At 39.0% G+C, this 16,799-nt stretch carries 9 protein-coding genes and 1 riboswitch; of the genes, 6 read left to right on the top strand and 3 right to left on the bottom strand.

All coding sequences use genetic code 11. The features are described from left to right. Positions 1-21 precede the first annotated feature (21 nt). A complete protein-coding gene (gene thiB, locus L5B90_RS11275) occupies positions 22-1,029 on the bottom strand; it encodes a thiamine ABC transporter substrate binding subunit (protein ID WP_265762991.1) in 1,008 nt (335 codons plus the stop codon). Between the two features lie 43 nt (positions 1,030-1,072). Further along, positions 1,073-1,161, bottom strand: a riboswitch (TPP riboswitch). A 116-nt stretch (positions 1,162-1,277) separates the two neighbouring features. Between thiB and glnE the strand changes: the two genes are divergently transcribed. Next, positions 1,278-4,238 carry a bifunctional [glutamate--ammonia ligase]-adenylyl-L-tyrosine phosphorylase/[glutamate--ammonia-ligase] adenylyltransferase gene (glnE, locus tag L5B90_RS11270; protein ID WP_265762990.1) on the top strand — a complete coding sequence of 987 codons (2,961 nt, stop codon included), beginning with the start codon at positions 1,278-1,280 and terminating at the stop codon, positions 4,236-4,238. Here the strand turns inward: glnE and pepT are convergent. Beyond that, positions 4,235-5,491, bottom strand: coding sequence for a peptidase T (pepT, locus tag L5B90_RS11265; RefSeq protein ID WP_442778777.1), 1,257 nt, complete (start codon positions 5,489-5,491; stop codon positions 4,235-4,237). The two genes, glnE and pepT, sit on opposite strands and share 4 nt — an antisense overlap. Before the next feature lie 201 nt (positions 5,492-5,692). Between pepT and potA the strand changes: the two genes are divergently transcribed. The 4 genes from potA (at position 5,693) to L5B90_RS11245 (ending at position 9,634) form a co-directional block, all read left to right on the top strand. Further along, positions 5,693-6,808 carry a spermidine/putrescine ABC transporter ATP-binding protein PotA gene (gene potA, locus L5B90_RS11260; protein ID WP_250349814.1) on the top strand — a complete coding sequence of 372 codons (1,116 nt, stop codon included), beginning with the start codon at positions 5,693-5,695 and terminating at the stop codon, positions 6,806-6,808. Beyond that, positions 6,795-7,655, top strand: coding sequence for a spermidine/putrescine ABC transporter permease PotB (gene potB, locus L5B90_RS11255; RefSeq protein WP_250363335.1), 861 nt, complete (start codon positions 6,795-6,797; stop codon positions 7,653-7,655). The genes potA and potB overlap by 14 nt, the downstream gene beginning before the upstream one ends. Further along, the gene (gene potC / locus L5B90_RS11250) at positions 7,655-8,422 is read left to right on the top strand and encodes a spermidine/putrescine ABC transporter permease PotC (protein ID WP_250349812.1); all 768 of its coding nucleotides are present in this window, start codon (positions 7,655-7,657) and stop codon (positions 8,420-8,422) included. Before potB ends, potC begins: the two co-directional genes overlap by 1 nt. A gap of 135 nt (positions 8,423-8,557) precedes the next feature. Next, positions 8,558-9,634: an extracellular solute-binding protein gene (locus tag L5B90_RS11245; protein WP_250363336.1), complete on the top strand. Its 1,077-nt coding sequence runs from the start codon at positions 8,558-8,560 to the stop codon at positions 9,632-9,634. 221 nt (positions 9,635-9,855) lie between these two features. On the opposite strand, the gene L5B90_RS11240 is transcribed toward L5B90_RS11245, so the two are convergent. After that, positions 9,856-16,191 (bottom strand): S8 family serine peptidase, encoded by a 6,336-nt coding sequence (locus L5B90_RS11240; protein ID WP_265762989.1) that lies wholly within the window; start codon positions 16,189-16,191, stop codon positions 9,856-9,858. A gap of 396 nt (positions 16,192-16,587) precedes the next feature. On the opposite strand from L5B90_RS11240, the gene L5B90_RS11235 reads away from it, so the two are divergent. Beyond that, positions 16,588-16,799, top strand: a 212-nt coding sequence (locus L5B90_RS11235) for a hypothetical protein (protein ID WP_265762988.1), incomplete at its 3' end; no start/stop codon positions are given.

Below are 16,799 nucleotides of genomic sequence, written 5' to 3'. Positions count from 1 at the left end.
ATTTTTGCAAATAACGGCGTATTATTGTGTTAAGCTGGCTTGCCAAGTGTTCGTCCATTGTTTTAATTGTTCTGTATTGACGCCACTTCCCAACGTGGTTTTGCTTTGCTGTGCTTGTTTCAACGCATCAAAGTGCGGTTCAATTTTTTCATCAATAACGGCAAACATAATATTTTTTTGTGAAATTTGGCGTTGCGCTTCTGGAGTAATCAAAAATTGCATAAAGGCATCAGCACAAGCGTTAGGGTGATTTGCCATTCGCGCTGCGGTTTCAATTTGTAGCACTTGCCCTTCAGAAAAATCTGTCGCGGCATAATTGGCATCCTTGTCATTTAACAGATGATAAAGTGGTGAAGTGTTATAACTAAACACCAAATCTGATTCGCCTTTTAAAAATGCGCCGTAAGTTTCTGACCAACCTTTCCCTACGGTAACGGTATGGCGAGCCAATTTCTTCCACGCCGCCTCTACATCATCGCCATAGACTTCATTCATTAAGATCACTAATCCACGCCCTACACCACTGGTACGCGGATCTTGATAAATGATGCGAAGTTGTGGATTATCAACCAATTCTTTTAGGCTTTTCGGTGGGTTTGGTAATTTTTCTTTATGATACACGAAGGCATAAGCACCAAAATCATAAGGTAAGAACACCTTATCTTCCCACTTCTCAGGTAAAGAAAGTTGCGCCATTGGCACCTGATGTTCTGCAAATAATGAGGTCTTTTTCGCTTCTTCAAGCATTGTTTGATCTAAGCCTAGCACAATATCGGCTTTGCTCTTTTTCCCTTCAAGGCGAATCCGATTAAACATTACCCCTGTGCTATCAAAAGGCACATAATTCACCTGACATTGGGGGTGAGTTTGCTCAAATAGCGTTTTCACTTTTGGACCGGCGCCCCAATCAGCACTAAAACTATCATAAGTATAAACTTGCACCTCTTGCGCGGAGCTTGGTGTCGCCATCAGACTAGTGCTAAAAAGTGCGGTAAGAAAAGTAAGAGAAAAAGATTTTTTGAATTGCATAGTGTTTCCTTCCAATAAAAAACGACCAGCAATATTGACGTGAACAGCAAAAAAATTAGTTTCCTACGTCAGTATTAACTGTATCAGGTTCACGGGTATGATCTCAGCTATCAAGCACCCCGACTAATTTGAGCCTCTAGCTCGCGCTCAGTGTAGTAATTTTCCTTTACCAATGCAATCTATGTATTTAAAAATTCTTAAAATTTCTTTATAGTTAGCAATCAGTTAATGATTGATAAGGATAACCTATGGCATTTTCTGTTCCTCACCTTGACGATACGTTGAAAACACTGGCAGATTGTTTAATTCAGCATTACCCTGAACATTATAATGAAGGGATTTACACGCAACTTGCACAGCAGAAAAATGATCCGACTAGCCCAATAGGTAAACTGGCACAAGGCATTGCAATGTCTGATTTTGTGGCAGAAACGTTAAAAAAACAACCGCACTTTTTACACCAATGTTGGCAACAATTCCCCCATTTAGAAAATACAGCCTATTACCAACAAGCCTTGCATTCCTTACTTCAAGAAGTTACTGATGACACCCAACTTTATCGCCAATTACGTCTTTTTCGTCATCGCGAAATGGCGAAGTTAAGTTTATGTCAAAGTTTAAACTTAGCGACGGTCGAAGAAATTTTCATTGCCCTTTCACAATTGGCAGAAACCATTATTATTGCCGCTCGGGATTGGCTTTATCAGCGTGCCTGTGCTGAAATGGGCATACCAATGGATAGCCACGGCAAACCGCAACAACTTTATATTTTAGGAATGGGGAAACTAGGCGGTTTTGAGCTAAACTTTTCCTCAGATATTGATCTCATTTTTACCTACCCTGCTAACGGCGAAACGCAAGGCGCAAGACGTTCTATTGAAAATAGTGTCTTTTTCACTCGCTTAGGACAACGTTTGATTAATGCTTTAGATCAATATACCCCTGATGGTTTTGTGTATCGCACAGATATGCGTCTACGCCCCTTTGGTGAAGCGGGGGCATTAGCCCTAAGTTTTACCGCAATGGAACAATATTACCAAGAACAAGGACGAGATTGGGAACGTTATGCAATGATCAAAGGGCGTATTTTAGGCGCTGATCCGCAAGATCCCAATATCAAAAACTTACAAAATTTACTCCGCCCTTTTGTTTACCGCCGTTATATTGATTTTAGCGTTATCCAATCTTTACGCGAAATGAAACATAAAATTGAACGGGAAGTGCGACGCCGTGGGTTATCGGATAATATCAAACTGGGCGCGGGAGGCATTCGTGAAATTGAATTTATTGTACAGGTTTTCCAACTTATTCGTGGTGGACGTGAAATTAAATTGCAACAACACGGATTGCTTCACATATTACCTGAATTGGAACAACTCGCTTTACTTAGCTCTCAAGAAGTCACTGATTTAAAAAATGCTTACCTTTTTTTACGCCGTGTAGAAAATGTGTTGCAAGCCATTGACGACAAACAAACTCAGCTTTTGCCAGAAAAAGAGCTGGATCGCCAGCGCCTGATTGTTGCTCTGCAACGTTATACCCAATGGAATACGCAAAAACAGCCTGTCCTCGTGGAAAATAGCATAACAAGCTGGGTGGATTTTGATACCTTATTACAATCGCACCAAAATAAAGTGCGGTCGGTTTTTTCGCAATTAATTGGTGCAGAAAATGATCCCTCGCCACAAGAAAATAGCCAATGGAACGATTTTTTAGAAACGGATCTCAATGAAGAAGACCTTCAGCTCATTCTGCAACAAAATGGCATAACATTGGCAGAAAATGCACCGCTCTTACAACGCCTTACTCAGTTTCGCAACGAACTGGCTCGCCGTCCGATTGGAGCCAGAGGGCGTGGCGTATTAAGGCAGTTAATGCCAATGCTACTTGCCCAAGTGTTTCAACATCAAGCCTATGAAAGCTTGCTCCCCCGAATGTTGGATATTGTGGATAAAATTCTCACTCGCACCGCCTATTTGGAATTATTAGTGGAAAATCCGCAAGTACTCAATCAGCTCATTGAGCTATGTTCACACTCACAGCTTATTGCTCAACAAGTGGCGCGACACCCCATTTTGCTTGATGAATTATTAGATCGCAACGCATTATTAAACCCGACCGATTTCAGCGAATATGCCAGCGAATTAAAGCAATATCTGCTCCGTTTACCGCAAGATGACGAAGAACAGTTTATTGATGCCCTGCGTCAATTTAAGCAAAGCACCTTGTTACGTGTGGCAGCCGCAGATATTCTCGGCGCATTGCCCGTAATGAAAGTAAGCGATCATTTGACCTATTTGGCAGAAGCCATTATTGCTGCCGTTGTAGATCTTGCTTGGCAACAAGTTACTGCGCGCTTTGGCATTCCTGAATATCTTCCGCCTAATAAGAAAGGTTTCTTAGTCATTGGTTATGGCAAATTAGGTGGCATTGAACTGGGCTACAAATCTGATTTGGATTTGGTCTTTCTGTTTGACGGTAGCAAAACAGGTCAAACGCAAGGTGGCAGAAAAGTGATCGATAGCAATCAGTTTTATCTCAAACTGACACAAAAAATCATCAGTATTTTTAGTATGAATACGAGTGCGGGAGTGCTTTATGATATCGATATTCGCCTACGCCCGTCTGGTGATGCGGGTTTACTTGGCTGCTCGTTAAGTGCCTTTGAGAATTATCAGCTTAATGACGCTTGGACGTGGGAAAAACAAGCCTTAGTAAGAAGCCGTGCCGTTTATGGCGATGTTGCCTTACGCCAACGCTTTGAACAAATTCGCCGCAAGGTACTTTCTGCGCCACGGGATCTTGTCAAACTTAAGGAAGACGTAAAAGCAATGCGTGAGAAAATGTATCAACATCTTGCCCATACCAATCCTGATGAATTTAATATTAAAACCGATCAAGGCGGCATTACGGATATTGAGTTTATCGCCCAATATTTGGTATTGACTTACGCGCCGCAATACCCTAATTTAACCATTTGGTCAGATAATGTGCGGATTTTTGAGTCAATGGCAGAACTCCAAAATAGCGAAAACAAAAGTGCGGTGCTAAATGTTGATATTTCTGAACATTTGAAAAATGCCTACACTCGCCTACGCAACCGTATTCATCATTTAAACTTACTTGGCTTGCCTGCGGTGGTAAAGCAAGCAGAATATCAATCTGAACGGCAGTTTATTCGCCAAATTTGGCAAATGTTATTTGATTAGCCACAGAGTTTATTGGCTAACTGAGCCATTTTCACAATCACCCTTGTTGCGTCCCACATTCCTTCGAGGGTCGTCAGTTCTTGCTTGCTATGAAAATTGTATCCGCCCGTAAATAACATTGGGCAAGGAATTTGCTTTTCCGCCAATTTTGCACCAAGATAGCCTGAACGAATCGGCGTGAGAATAGGTTCAATACCACATTGCTTCATAGCTAAATCAGCAAGTTGGAGCGATTTTGGCTGTTGTTTAATGATCTCAGCCATATTGCTATATTGATCTTCAATACTTAGCTGTGCTTTCTTTCTTAAACGTTTTTTGCGATTAAAATCCACAATCATCATCGCCAAAAATGCCTTACGTTGCTCAAAACTCACCCTATCAAAATCACAAATTAAATAGCGCATTTCCACTTTTTCAATGTCGCCCGCTAGACTTTCTAAATGAAAAAAACCTTGCTTGCGTTCTGTTTTTTCTGGCACTTCTTGGGCGGGCAAGCCTTTTTGAAATTCACACGCTAATGTCAATGCATTACGCATTTTATCTTTGCCTACGCCAGCTTGAATATTGCGTCCATAAAGCGTTACGGTGGCGGTAGCAACATTCACATTTTCATAGCCCAAACTGCCAACCCCTTCCCCTGCAAGACAATATGCCCAGTCGCAAGTAAATTTATCAAAAGGAAAATGTTTCATTCCTTGCCCTGTTTCTTTGTCTGGTACAAAGGCGAGGCGAATATTGCAATGAGAAAGATGATTTTGTTGCAAAATATAAAGTGCGGTCAGAATTTCTGCAATTCCTGCTTTATTATCTGCCCCTAACAAGGTTTTTCCATCACCCACCACCAAGGTTTTGTTAATCAGTTTTTGCAAAAACGGATGATATACAGGGCTAATAAATTCCTCACCAACGCCAAGAGAAATATCACCTCCGCGATAATTTTCAATCACTTCAGGTAAGGTATGTTTGCTACTACATTGCGGTGACGTATCAAGATGACTAATAAACCCAATTGTTGGCATTTTGGGGCTAATATTGGAAGGCAAAAATGCGGTAAGAATACCTTGTTTACTTAATTCAATTTGTTGCAAGCCCAGTGCGAAAAGCTCTTGTTGCAGAAATTTGGCTAACTTTGCTTGCCCTATGGAGCTGGGAATGGGTTTGGCATTAAACTTTGCTTGTGTATCAAAACTCACATAGTTTAAAAAACGTTCCAGTAATCCTTCTTGATATTGCGTGCTGTTTTCCATAATCATTTTATCGCCTTACAAAAATTGTTGCATTTTATTCTAACGAGGCTGTTGGCTTGAGGTATTGATATATAACAAAATTCAACCTAATTTTTTTAGGCAAAATGTGATTAATTGCTTTTCATTGTAAGGCGTTCGCTATATCATTAGCACTTATTTTTATCTATTGATTGTTCAACCAACTTGTTAGGGAGAAAACCAAAGCTAGTGGAAAATTCAGTTCAAACCAAACCGATTATTGAGCTTCGTTCTTTAACTAAGTCTTATGGCGACAAAACGATTATTGATGGTTTAAATCTTACCATTAACAATGGCGAATTTTTAACGATTTTAGGGCCTTCAGGCTGTGGTAAAACCACTGTTTTACGTTTAATTGCAGGATTAGAAGATCCTAACGGCGGTAAGATTATTCTTGACGGTCAGGATATTACTGACGTGCCGGCAGAACGTCGCTTTGTGAATACCGTATTCCAAAGTTATGCTCTTTTCCCACATATGACGATTTTTGAGAATGTGGCTTTTGGTTTACGTATGCAAAAAGTGCCAAACGCAGAAATTAAGCCACGTGTAATGGAAGCCTTGCGTATGGTTCGTTTAGAAGAAATGGCTGAACGTAAACCCACTCAGCTTTCTGGCGGTCAGCAACAGCGTATTGCCATTGCAAGAGCGGTAGTCAATAAGCCAAAAGTGTTATTACTAGACGAATCTCTTTCTGCATTGGATTATAAATTGCGTAAAGAAATGCAAAATGAACTGAAAGCATTGCAACGTCAATTAGGGATTACCTTTATTTTCGTTACTCACGATCAAGAAGAAGCCTTGACGATGTCTGATCGTATTATCGTAATGAACAAAGGGAATATTGAACAAGACGGTACGCCTCGTGAAATTTACGAAGAGCCGAAGAATTTATTTGTTGCACGCTTTATTGGTGAGATCAACGTTTTTGATGCCAAAGTGATTGAGCGTGTAAGCGAAAAAACCGTAAAAGCCAATGTTGAAGGACGTATTTGCGAAATCTATACGGATTTACCGGTTCAACCAGATCAACACTTGAAAGTGCTGTTACGCCCTGAAGATATTGTGATTGAAGAATTAGATGAAAATGAGCAATCTAAAGCGATTATCGGACACGTTTCTGATCGTAACTATAAAGGAATGACGTTGGAATCCAGCATTATTCTTGATCATAATGATATGAAAGTGTTAGTGAGTGAATTCTTCAATGAAGATGATCCGCATATTGATCACTCAGTAGGACAAAAGGTCGCCCTCACTTGGCACGAAGGTTGGGAGGTTGTGTTAGACGATGAAGACAGCTAATACGGGATTTCAAAAAATTACCATTACAACCATCTTTGCTTGGTTAATTTTGTTTGTATTAGCGCCTAACCTATTGGTGCTAACAGTCAGTTTCTTAACCCGTGATGGCAGTGATTTTTATACATTGCCATTTACATTTGAGAATTACACACGCCTATTTGAACCGCTTTATGCCCAAGTGGTGTGGAATTCACTTTATATGTCGGGTATTGCCACCATTATTTGTTTAATTATTGGTTACCCTTTTGCCTTTATGATTAGCAAAATTAAGGAAAAATATCGTCCAATTTTGCTTTTTTTAGTGGTTTTACCATTTTGGACAAACTCACTCATTCGTATTTATGGAATGAAAATTTTCCTTGGCGTAAAAGGGGTATTAAATAGTACATTACTGACCTTAGGCATAATTAACGAACCAATTCGTATTCTAAATACCGAAGTGGCGGTAATTATTGGTTTAGTCTATTTATTATTACCATTTATGATTTTGCCATTGTATGCCGCTATTGAAAAATTAGATCACCGTTTATTAGAAGCGGCTAAAGACTTAGGAGCAAACAGTTTCCAACGCTTTGTCAAAGTGATTATTCCACTCACGATGCCGGGCATTATCGCAGGTTGCTTATTAGTGTTATTACCTGCTATGGGAATGTTCTATGTGGCTGATTTACTTGGCGGTGCGAAAGTATTGCTGGTGGGTAACGTGATTAAGAGCGAGTTCTTAATTTCACGTAACTGGCCATTTGGTTCAGCAATTAGTATTGGCTTAACCATTTTAATGGCGTTACTCATTTTTGTTTATTACAAAGCAAGTAAATTAATGAATAAGAAAATGGAGTTGGAATAATGAGTCGTTTACTGCGTAATATTTTTATGTTGGTGGTGTACGCTTATTTGTATATCCCAATTATCATTTTGGTCACCAATTCTTTTAATGCTGATCGTTATGGATTGAGTTGGAAAGGGTTTAGCTGGAATTGGTATGAGCGTTTATTTAATAACGATACGCTGATCCAAGCCGCATTGCACTCTGTTACCATTGCCTTTTTTGCGGCAACCCTTGCCACCATTGTGGGGGGATTAACCGCCATAGCCTTATATCGCTATCGTTTCCGCGGTAAACAAGCGGTGAGCGGAATGTTATTTATCGTTATGATGTCGCCTGATATCGTTATGGCCGTATCCTTACTTGCCCTATTTATGATTGTCGGCATTTCATTAGGTTTTTGGTCATTATTACTGGCACATATTACCTTCTGCTTACCTTATGTGGTGGTTACCGTCTTTTCTCGCTTAAAAGGATTTGATGCCAAAATGCTTGAAGCGGCAAAAGATTTAGGTGCGAGTGAAATTACCATTCTGCGAAAAATTATTCTGCCTTTAGCGTTGCCTGCCATTGTCTCAGGCTGGTTACTCAGCTTTACCATTTCACTTGACGATGTTGTGGTTTCCTCTTTCGTAAGTGGTGTCAGCTACGAAATTTTACCGCTGAAAATTTTCTCATTGGTAAAAACAGGGGTAACACCTGAAGTGAATGCACTGGCAACCATAATGATTATTTTCTCGCTAACTTTAGTCATATTAAGTCAGCTTGTGGCGAAAAAAGATAAATAGCCCAAAAGGGAAAATAATACTTCACAAATAAGTATAGACAAAATAGAATACGCCTTGACGTCCTCAAGGCGTTTTTTATTCGTATTTTGTTTAACAAAATATATCTCTAACCCTCTTAACAGGAGAATGATAGAAATGAAAAAATTTGCAGGTCTTTTCACAGCCGGAATGATCGCAGTGACTTTAACAGCTTGTAATGATAAAGAAACAAAGAATGCGGAAACCAAAGCACCCGCTAACGATACCGTATATCTTTATACTTGGACAGAATATGTGCCAGATGGTCTATTAGATGAATTTACTAAAGAAACTGGAATCAAAGTCATTGTTTCAAGTCTAGAATCTAATGAAACAATGTACGCTAAATTAAAAACACAAGGTGAATCCGGTGGTTACGATGTGATTGCCCCATCAAACTACTTTGTGTCAAAAATGGCGCGTGAAGGTATGTTAATGCCATTAGATCACAGCAAATTACCTGTTATTAAAGAGCTAAACCCAGACTGGTTAGATAAACCTTATGATAAAGGTAACAAATATTCTTTACCACAATTATTAGGCGCGCCGGGTATTGCCTATAACACCAATGATTACAAAGGAGCTGATTTCACTTCTTGGGGTGATTTATGGAAACCTGAATTTGCGGGAAAAGTACAATTACTTGATGATGCACGCGAAGTCTTTAACATTGCGTTATTAAAATTAGGTCAAGATCCAAATACCCAAGATCCTGCTATTATCAAACAGGCTTATGAAGAGTTACTCAAATTACGTCCAAACGTACTTTCTTTCAACTCTGACAACCCAGCTAACTCATTCATCTCTGGTGAAGTAACAGTTGGTCAATTATGGAACGGTTCTGTGCGTATTGCGAAAAAAGAACAAGCACCTTTAGATATGGTATTCCCGAAAGAAGGGCCTGTTCTTTGGGTTGATACCCTTGCCATTCCAGCAACCTCTAAAAACCCTGATGGCGCACACAAACTAATTAACTATATGTTAGGTGCTAAAACTGCGGCAAAATTAACGGAAGAAATTGGTTATCCAACATCAAATGTTGAAGCATTAAAATTACTTCCTGATGAAATTACTAAAGACCCAGCAATCTACCCAACCGCTGAAGTATTACAAAACAGCTACTGGCAAGATGATGTTGGTGATGCGGTTCAGTACTATGAAGAATATTACCAAAAATTAAAAGCCGCGAAATAATTTCTCGCGACAAATAAACCTCGCTAAATGCGAGGTTTATTTTTGTCTTCTAGCAAAAAATTTATCAAAATCTTACCGCACTTAATGTACTCAAAATATCGCGAATACAATAATCCTTATGTTGCAAACGTATTCTTAAAAAGTGAGTTTTATAATGAGAAGCGGAGTAAACGGAAAAAAGCATAAAGCACGATAAACCGTGCTTTATGCAAATATGCTATCTAAAAAGAATAACCGACAGAAACATTAACTCGATGATAATGATCTTTAGCCATATCTCCAGATAAAGAAAAACGCCAATTATGATATTGATAGCCCATCCCAATGCCAAATTGTGGTTTCCAATCAGGATAGAGACGATAAGACTGCTCAATATCCACTGTGGTTGTAGCATAGCTTACGCGACCACGATTTTTATTATGTAAGGTTTTTTGTAAAGCTAAGCGACCGAATAAAGTAAGGTTTTTCAGTTTGTATTCTAGCTCTGAAATGATACCAATATTTGTCTGCTCTGTGACTAAGCGATTAATTTTCACATCATCATTTAACATTAAATGTGTTAATTGTTTATGTGTGTAATCAATATTGGCGATATTATGCCATATCCATTGGGCATTAATAGGTTGTGACCAATGAATGCCAAGGGTTGAAGCATAAGATTGAGTATTGCCTTGTGAATGGGTGTTCTGTGTATTAAATTGTTGTTGATATTTTAATTTTCCTACACCGTAGTTAAAACTTGTTAAGAGCGTCCAGTTTGGTATCAATTCATATCCATAACCTAGACGGAATGCAACATCACGTTCATTAAACGATTTTTCAACCTCTTTGTAATGCTCTTCATATTTCTGCCGCTGCTCACTAATGCTGAAACTGAATCGGTGTTTGCCTTCCACAAGAAGACCATTAATTGCCACACTATTAAAGTGATCAGTCGTATTAATATGGCTAACCTCAGGCGAGGCAGAACGATTTTCACCACTAATCCAAAGTGCGGTATGATTTTTTTGTGAAAATGATGCAATCCAATTTAAACGCTGAAAGGCCTCGTGGTTAACCCAGCTTTGCTGCTGATGTATTAATGATTGAATCCCTTGACTGAATAAATATTCAGTAAAATGTGTTCTATCTATATTGAATAAACGGTTTGCCCATTGTTTTTGCTGTGTATTTAATTGCTGTGAAGCATAGCCTTGATCGAGTTTTTCTAAAACGCGATCGAGTAATCTTGCATCTTCCATTGCCCCTAAATAAGCTCTCTGCGCTTTATTCTTTTTATTTATCGAGGATGCTTCCTCTGAATGACCATTTGATTCGGATTCAGTTGCATTGTCGGTTTCAACAGTAGAAGCTGTTTCAGTCGTTGCTGGAACAGTTGTTTCTTCGGTTGTCGATGTTTCCTCTGAATGTCCAGTTGATGCGGATTCAGTTGTATTATCTGTTTCAACAGTAGAAGCTGTTTCAGTGGTTGCTGGAACGGTTGTTTCTTCGGTTATCGATGTTTCCTCTGAATGTTCAGTTGATTCAGATTCAGTTGCATTGTCCGTTTCAACAGTAGAAGCTGTTTCAGTGGTTGGTGGAACGGTTGTTTCTTCGGTTGTCGATGTTTCCTCTGAATGTTCAGTTGATGCCGACTCAGTTGGATTGTCTGTTTCAACAGTAGAAGCTGTTTCAGTGGTTGGTGGAACGGTTGTTTCTTCAGTTGTCGATGTTTCCTCTGAATGTTCAGTTGATGCGGATTCAGTTGCATTGCCCGTTTCAACAGTAGAAGCTGTTCCAGTCGTTGGTGGAACAGTTGTTTCTTCGGTTGTTGATGTTTCCTCTGAATGTCCGTTGGATTCAGATTCAGCTGGATTGTCTGTTTCAACAGTAGAAGCTGTTTCAGTGGTTGCAGGAACGGTTGTTTCTTCGGTTGTCGATGTTTCCTCTGAATGTTCAGTTGATGCCGACTCAGTTGGATTGTCTGTTTCAACAGTAGAAGCTGTTTCAGTGGTTGCTGGAACAGTTGTTTCTTCGGTTGTTGATGTTTCCTCTGAATGTTCAGTTGATTCAGATTCAGTTGCATTGTCCGTTTCAACAGTAGAAGCCGTTTCAGTGGTTGCTGGAACAGTTGTTTCTTCGGTTGTCGATGTTTCCTCTGAATGTTCAGTTGATTCGGATTCAGTTGTATTATCTGTTTCAACAGTAGAAGCTGTTTCAGTGGTTGCTGGAACAGTTGTTTCTTCGATTATTGATGTTTCCTCTGAATGTTCAGTTGATTCAGATTCAGTTGCATTGTCCGTTTCAACGGTAGAGGCTGTTTCAGTGGTTGCTGGAACAGCTGTTTCTTCGGTTGTTGATGTTTCCTCTGAATGACCATTTGATTCGGATTCAGTTGCATTGCCCGTTTCAACGGTAGAAGCTGTTTCAGTGGTTGCTGGAACAATTGTTTCTTCGGTTGTCGATGTTTCCTCTGAATGTTCAGTTGATATGGATTCAGTAGCATTGTCCGTTTCAACGGTAGAAGCTGTTTCAGTGGTTGCTGGAACAGTTGTTTCTTTGGTTGTCGATGTTTCCTCTGAATGTCCAGTTGATGCGGATTCAGTTGCATTGTCCGTTTCAACGGGAGAAGCTGTTTCAGTGGTTGCTGGAACAGTTGTTTCTTCAGTTGTCGATGTTTCTTCTGAATGTTCAGTTGATGCAGATTCAGTTGCATTGTCCGTTTTAACAGTAGAAGCCGTTTCAGTGGTTGCTGGAACAGTTGTTTCTTCAGTTGTCGATGTTTCCTCTGAATGACCATTTGATTCGAATTCAGTTGGATTACCTGTTTCAACAGTAGAAGCTGTTTCAGTCATTGCTGGAACAGTTGTTTCTTCGGTTGTCGATGTTTCCTCTGAATGCCCAGTCGATGCAGCTTCAGTTGCATTGCCTGTTTCAACAGTAGAAGCTGTTTCTGCCGTTGATGGAACAGTTGTTTCTTCGGTTGTCGATGTTTCCTCTGAATGTTCAGTTGATGCCGACTCAGTTGGATTGTCTGTTTCAACAGTAGAAGCTGTTTCTTCCGTTGGAGGAGTGACTTTATCCTTAATTACAGGTGTTTCTGGTGAATGCCCATTTGAGGTATCTTGATCTTCTAAGGCTTGCTGAACGCTTTTACGCTGTAATCCTACATAAATCTCTTTTTTATTCTCATCGAAAACAATTGTGTTTGCCACATCAATTAAAGCAGGATTTAAATTAAGTTGAATACCATTATTAACTAACCCATTGGCACGCAATAATACTTCACGTCGGCCGTTTTGTGGCACATAGTATGGAGCAATTTGATCGACATTCATTATGCCTCCAAGGTTTGCTATACCGCTCACATTAATGGTTGAACCAATTGCTTTATTAATTACGCCAGTCGCGTTATTAATTAAATTACCATTGATATTCCAATCTGTTTGATTAAGTGATTCTATTATTCCAAAATTGTTTACACTACCAGATGTTATCGGTTGAGCTTTTTGATCTTTTGATGAAAGCTTAACTAATGTTCCAGATGCGAGTGTTCCTCCTTGTTTTACGATAAAATTGGCTTGATTCGAGCCGTTTAGAGTTAGTTTACCCTGTTCAATGATCCCATCACCCTTAAAGCTATTATTACCATTGAAAACGAGTTCTTTTTCACCTAATTTCGTAAAACCGCCATCACCCTCAATATCATTATTAAAATAATAACGTTCTGCAATACCATTGACAGTGAGTCGGTTATCATTTTGGGAATCAAAGCGTCCATATCCCATTAATGCTTGAGATTTATTAATTACGCCAACACCCCAAGTTTCATCAATACCTGGGGTACCTTTATCAATAGCTGTTGTAAACAGTGTGTTGCGTATATCTTTAGCTTCAAACCAATCATATTTTTGTTTTACTGCAAGGGCTACTCCACTGGCATATGCCGTAGCACTAGAAGTACCACCGGGACGACTAATTTCACGATATCCTTTATCAGGATTAAAATAACTAATTTGCGTATCCACATTAGATGTTATACAGAAGTTTTTAGCTTTTCCACAAGGACGAAATACTTTTTGTCCATTGCTCTTCACACCTGTTACCGCAATAATTGTATCTTTAAGTGAGGTCAGCAAATCTCCAGTATTATTATCAATAAGCGCGATGATTGTACGCCCTGGTTGAGTACCAGCTTCACTGTGATATTCACTGCTTTCGTTACCTGTTGCGAAAAGCTGTAAAGAACCTTGTTCTTTTATATTTTGTACTTGATTGATGTACTCTTGATAATTTTGTATTTCTATAAAATCTTTCCAAATATTTCCAATAACGGGAGCTGCTTTTTGAGTTTGTTGTTGTAAACGTTGGTTTGCTGCATAACTAGCAGATAAGATTGAACGCCAAGAACTATTAGGAGCCCGTACTCCCTGAGTGATATATAATTGACCCGTTCCTGCGGTATTAAGCAAAATACGTCCCATTTTTGAACCATGGAAGCTATGATCATTCACATCTGGCTGAAAGTAATGTTGTACTTCAAAACTCGGTGTTTGATTTGGTTTAGCCGCAACGCTTTCAGGATAAAGTTCCCCTTCTTTGAAGGTACGAGCATCCACTCCCGTATCAACTAGCATTGCGATAGCTGGTTTATGAGAGGATGAGGTTGTTGGATAACGATCTGTATCTGTCCAATTCGGAAAATAGTTTTTTTCTGCTTCAGGTAAATCTGCTAAATTTATTACCGCACTTTCTGAATGAGCGGAAACTGTTGTATCCGTTTTTTCTTTATTTGTTATAGCTGTATCCGATGTTTGGGATATCGGCGGAGATGGTGGAGTGATCGTATGAGTTAAATCATCAAGTGCCTCGCTAATATTTTTACGTTGTAATCCAACATAGATTTGTTTTTTATTTTGATCAAAGGCGATGGTATCAGCAATGTGAATTAATGCAGAATCCAAGCGTAAACGAATGCCATCATCGACCAATTCATTTGCTCGTAACAGCACTTCTCTCCGCCCCGCTTGAGGAACATAGCCTTGAGCAATTTGGCTGACTCGCATTACACCATTTAGAATTGCCCGTCCACTCACATTGATGCTTGAGCCTATTGCAGTATTGATCTCGCCTGTTTCCGTATTGGTAAAATCCCCCTCAATATATAATGGTGAAGGATTGATAACTTCAAGACGCCCGCTGTTATAAAGGCTTCCCGTAGAGATTTTATTTGGGCTTGTTCCCGTTGCGAGTGTTGCTCCTTGTTTAACTTCAAATTGCGCAGTATTTGTTCCGTTAATGGTGAGTTTTCCTTGTTCTATTACCCCTTTTCCCTGAAAACGATTATTACCATTAAGAACAAGTTCTTTATCACCGCGTTTTGTGAAGCCGCTATCGCCCTCAATATCATTGTCAAAATAATAGCGTTCTGCGATACCATTTACATCAAGCACATTATTATTTTGGGCATCAAAACGTCCATAGCCATTTAACGCTTTTTGTTTATTGATTTCACCCACACCATAAACGGCATCTATGCCCGCGTCACCTTTATCATTTGCCGTGGTAAAGAGAGTGTTACGAATATCTTTTGCTTTAAACCAATCGTATTTTTGTGCAATAGCAAGCGCAACGCCACTCGCATAAGCGGTTGCACTAGAAGTGCCATTAGGAATATCCGCATAAATCCATTGCTTTAGAATCGGATCAAAATAGTTGATTGGTGTATCTGCATTTGCCGCCAAACAAAAATTTTTCGCTTTTCCACAAGGCTGATATTTTTGCTTACCATTCGTAATCGCTGTAATGGCAATGGCACTATCTTTTAAACGTTCATCAAGTTGCCCAGAATTCGGTGCAAGCATTCTTGAGACAGAGGAATAAGGTTCATTAGGAATCGCAGGATCAAGGGGTTCATTGCCATTTGCAAAGAGTAATAAAGAGCCTTGGTTTGCAATATGAGCAATTTTTTCAATATATTCAGGTTGTGCATATTGTGAGATACCTTCTACCCAAATATTGGCTACAACAGGAGCCGCTCGCCCTGTTTGTGCAATGCTTCTTTCATTCGCCACCCCCATTGCTAATAATCGGTTTCGCCAATGGGGAACTGGCTCACCTCTTTTTCTTACTAAGCCTTGTACTGGATAAATTGAACCACCGCCAGCAGTGTTTAATAATACACGCGCCATTTTTGTTCCGTGCATTTCTGGACCATCGTCTATCATATCTGGGCTAAGTTGAGTACTAATGTGATGACTAACACTATCATAGAAAGAGAAACCGTGAGCAACAATGCTTTCTGGGTAAATTTCGTCTTTTTCAAAGGTATGAAGATCAACACCCGTATCCACTAACATCGCGCGTAAAGTCGTCAGTTTATCCTGATTAATATGATTATGATCTGTATCTTGCCATTGATGTGGTTGAGCCTGTGCTTCGGGTAAATGTGCTAATTTAGCCACGGCGTCTTGGCGGTTTTCTGCATCGTTTTGGTTTCCTTGTGCTAAGTAAGGAAAAAGTGCGAGCGTAATCGCCATCGCCAATGGTGAAAGCGAGAAAAGACGAGGTGAGTTCATTATATGGATATCCTTTAATTATTTTTTGATGTAAAAAGAAGATTGATATGTCTTAGAATGAAAGTTTACTCCAAATTGCTCTAATAGTGTATCTCTTTATGTCAGAATTTTAATCGTAATAGAAATAAAGCTAGCTAATTGCATATTCAGTACAAGATAGTATAAGCCTTGCCGTTACACTTGAGAAGCCAGATTATAGCGAATTTACTCACAACTTCGTACGCTTACTTACTTTTAAGCGTACAACCAAAATAACTTTCATCTGCGTTAATCTCATCATCAAATATTTCTAGCTGTAAACTATTTTAGGTCATCCCAAAATATTTTTATCACGCAATAATTCACCCAAGTTACAATAAATGCGCAAAATAACGAGCATTTACTTTTTCAATACATATGAAAATAATTACATTACTAAAAATAACAAAACAAAATAAACAAAAACCCGAATTACAAAAAACCTTTCAAAATCAATATATTGCAAAAAAAAAAAAAAAAAAAAAAAAAAAAAAAAAAAAAAAAAAAAAAAAAAACCCAAAAAAAAAAAAAAATTTAAAAAAAAAAAAAAAAAAAAAAAAAAAAAAAAAAAAAAAAAAAAAAAAACATTT

Source organism: Avibacterium sp. 20-129 (assembly GCF_026226845.1).
Lineage (GTDB): Bacteria > Pseudomonadota > Gammaproteobacteria > Enterobacterales > Pasteurellaceae > Avibacterium.
The sequence above is the reverse complement of the archived record's forward strand: the minus strand, read 5'-3'. Positions and strand labels throughout refer to the sequence as shown.